The organism is Microcoleus sp. C2D2, from assembly GCF_036702495.1.
Taxonomy (GTDB): domain Bacteria; phylum Cyanobacteriota; class Cyanobacteriia; order Cyanobacteriales; family Microcoleaceae; genus Microcoleus.
The window spans coordinates 3,248-6,716 of the sequence record NZ_JAUBTO010000253.1 but is presented as its reverse complement, the minus strand read 5'-3'; the positions used below and the strand labels follow the sequence as shown (position 1 = coordinate 6,716).

The 3,469-nt window shown below is 44.5% G+C and carries 1 protein-coding gene and 1 pseudogene; one reads left to right on the top strand and one right to left on the bottom strand.

Features of this window, described 5'->3' with window-relative positions; all coding sequences use genetic code 11:
- Window positions 1–285: 285 nt before the first annotated feature.
- Window positions 286–1,326, top strand: coding sequence for a UDP-3-O-(3-hydroxymyristoyl)glucosamine N-acyltransferase (lpxD, locus tag QUB61_RS36915; protein ID WP_333133651.1), 1,041 nt, complete (start codon window positions 286–288; stop codon window positions 1,324–1,326).
- Between the two features lie 278 nt (window positions 1,327–1,604).
- Here lpxD and QUB61_RS36910 read toward each other — a convergent pair.
- Window positions 1,605–3,469 (bottom strand): annotated as a pseudogene (locus tag QUB61_RS36910) (WD40 repeat domain-containing protein); the annotation flags it as partial.

The following is a 3,469-nucleotide window of genomic DNA, read 5'->3' as shown; positions in this document are numbered from 1 at the left end:
GGGGCTTGAGGATTTTCGATTTGCGATTTTGGATTGATTCCACGGATAAATCACGTGGCGGGTACCATCAAGAAATTTTTGGTCAGGACTTACCCATAGGGCCCAAAAACCGGGTTTGAGGGACGAAAAGACGTGTTGCAGCCCGCAGATGAGGTGAAAAACCTGGTTTCGAGGAGTCGGAGTGCGATCGCGAACTGTTTTTTTTTAAGGCCAACTGCTCAGATAGTGCTCCAAAGCTGGTAATTTTAACAGTGGTAAATCCGTATTAACAACAAATTTTTATAGATGAAGTTTAGCGAAATAGTACAAAAACTTAACTTAGCCACCAGTCACAGCCTCACAGCGTCGGTTGCTGCCGATCCGGAAATTACTGGCGCGGCCCCAGTCGATGAAGCTGCATCGGGCACAATCAGTTACATAGAAGGTGCTAAATTTGCCGCTCATACAGCCACTACAAATGCTTCGGCTTTAATTTTACCCTTAGATGAAAGCCTCCAAGCTCAATGCGACGATCGCAACATTGCTTGGATTGCCGCAGCAGATCCGCGATTGCTGTTTGCTCAAACCATCGCCCTTTTCTATCAACCGTTTCGCCCAGCATCCGAAATTCATCCCTCAGCCGCGGTTCACCCCTCAGCAGAAATTGGTGAAAATGTCTATATCGGCCCCCAGGTCGTTATTCAAGCAAAAGTCAAAATAGACAGCAACGTTTGCATTCATCCAAATGTCGTAATTTACCCAGATGCGGAAATAGGCCCCGGCACAGTTTTACACGCTAACTGTGTCATTCACGAACGTACTCGCATCGGGGCAAATTGCGTGATTCACAGCGGTGCGGCGATCGGGAGCGAAGGTTTTGGGTTCGTGCCGACAGCCACAGGATGGGTGAAAATGGAGCAGTCTGGCTGCACTGTATTAGAAGAGGGCGTTGAGGTTGGCTGCAACAGCACGATCGACAGACCCGCTGTCGGAGAAACCCGCATCGGCCAAAATACAAAAATTGACAATTTAGTACACGTAGGTCATGGCTGTCAAGTAGGAAAAAATTGTGCGCTTGCCGCTCAAGTCGGCATGGCCGGCGGGGTAAAAATTGGCAACAATGTAATTTTGGCAGGTCAAGTGGGAATTGCTAATCAAGCTAAAATCGGAGATGGGGCGATCGCCACTGCTAAAGCCGGAATTCACAACGACGTTCCCGCAGGTGCGATCGTGACGGGCGTTCCAGCAATTCCCCATAAACTATTTCTCAAAGCCGCAGCCGTCTACAACCGCTTGCCCGAAATGTACCAGTCTCTGAGGCAACTTCAGCGCAAGCTCGATCGGTAGTCATTAGTTATATACTTAAGCATCTTGATTCATTCTTGTATAATGTCAAGTTCTGTAGGGTCGGGTTCGCGAGTTTTCTTAATTTTAAAGCCCACAGCTTTATAAACCCGCCCCCCCATATAAGGACGAATCAACGGGACATGATATCACCTGTTAAAAGAAGAAGATTTAACGATCGCCCGCAACGAATTTTCGAGAGTTTGAGAGTCTTCTTCACGGGCGCCTGACAGGATAGACTTAATTCAGTATACCGAAATTATTGACTATCCATTTTAGAGCTAGTCGCAAAGAGAGCGATCGTTCTTCTGTAAATTCGGGTTATTTTTCAGATAATCCCGTGCTTTCAGACAACCGATATCTAAAAGCTCATCAAGATTCATACTCCAAAACAAGAATTTATTATAACCCCAAGTAAAAATCTGCTTGCCATCAGAGGTAAAGCTAATGTTGTCGTCGCCAAAGCTTCCCTCCTTAAAGCTTTTTAGTAAGATTCCATCGCGACTCCAAATTTTCACTAAATTATTATCGTCAGCCGAGGCAAGTATCTGACCGTTTGGGCTGAAACTAAGACTTTTAACAGACGCAGTGTGTCCTGATAGGCGATGCTCAAGCTTGCCACTTTGATAATCCCAGAGGATAGCAGTGCTGTCATCACTAGCTGAGGCAATCGTTGAACTATTCGGATTGAAAATTACATCCCGAACAGGGCTTTTATGTTCTTGAAGAGTGTTAATAAATCCACCTTGAGAGTTCCAAATTTTCACGCTTTTGTCATCACTCGCCGAGGCAAGTATCTTACCATCTGGACTAAAACGGACGCGATTTACTTTATCTGTATGTTTGTCTAAAATATGCAGTGCATGACCGTCAAAATCCCATAGTCTCACAGTTTTATCATCGCTGGCAGAGGCAACGAGCTGACTGGTAGGACTAAAACTGACACTATTGATGCGATCGCGGTGTCCTTTTAAGGTAGCAACTATCTTTTTGTGTTCGCTATTCCAGAGTTGCACCACATCTTCAACACTGGAAATAGCAAATGTCTTGCCATTGGCTCCAAAGTCCACCCATCTAACGCGGTTTCCGTGTCCCTTAAGCGTTAGAACGAGTGTACCGTCACTCTGCCAGAGCTTTATGGTATTATCTTTGTCCGCAGTGGCAAGCATCTTACTATCCGGGCTAAAACTGACTAAAGTAATTTTATTGTGATGTCCCTTCAGGGATTGAATCAGCTTGCCATTACTACTCGAAAGCTTCACTACATTATTCCGCTCAACAGAGGCAATTAGTCTGCCATCTTGACTAACACTAATTTCATGAACGTCATCGCCATCATTCTTAATATTTCCAATTACTTGACCTTCTCTGTTGTAAAGTTTGACGTTATCCTTACCTATCCATATAATAATAGTTTTGCTGTCAGGACTGAAACTAATTTTAGAGATATAATTGGTATTATCTCCGAGCGCCGCGATTTCTTTCCCGTCAATACCCAAAAGTTTGACACTATTAAAAAAATCAACGAAGACAACCAGTTGGCTGTCAAGGCTAAAACTGACATCGGATGTTCCCGGTAAAGTGGTAATCAAAGTCCCATTGCGCCTCCAAAGTTTCACCTTGAGAAGGGAACTCGTGGTAGCAATAATCTGACTGTTGGGGCTAAAAATCGCGCTATGAACTGGCCCATCATGCTCCTTGAGGGTTTGAATCACTTTTCCATTTCTACCCCTGAGTTGCACGTCGTTGTAATTGCTAGGGACAAATAACATCTGACTGTCGGGACTGAATCTTACTTGACTGCTACCGGCAGAAATCCATTGATCTAATCTGCTGCTAGACTTCTCAATTGTTTGAATCAGTAAGCCGTCGCGATTCCACATCTTCACTGTGTTATCCCAACTGACAGTAGCAATAAGCTGACTGTCAGGACTAAAAATAACTTCTGCAATTGTCTTGGTGTGGCCTTGCAAAGTTCCTATCAAATTGCCATCTTGCTTCCACAACTTTGCTATATTGTCTTGGCTGACAGTAGCCACCAGCCTACTGTCAGGACTAAAAATAACTTTTGCAATTGTCTTGGTGTGGCCTTGCAAAGTTCCTATCAAATTGCCATCTTGCTTCCACAACTTTGCTATATTGTCTT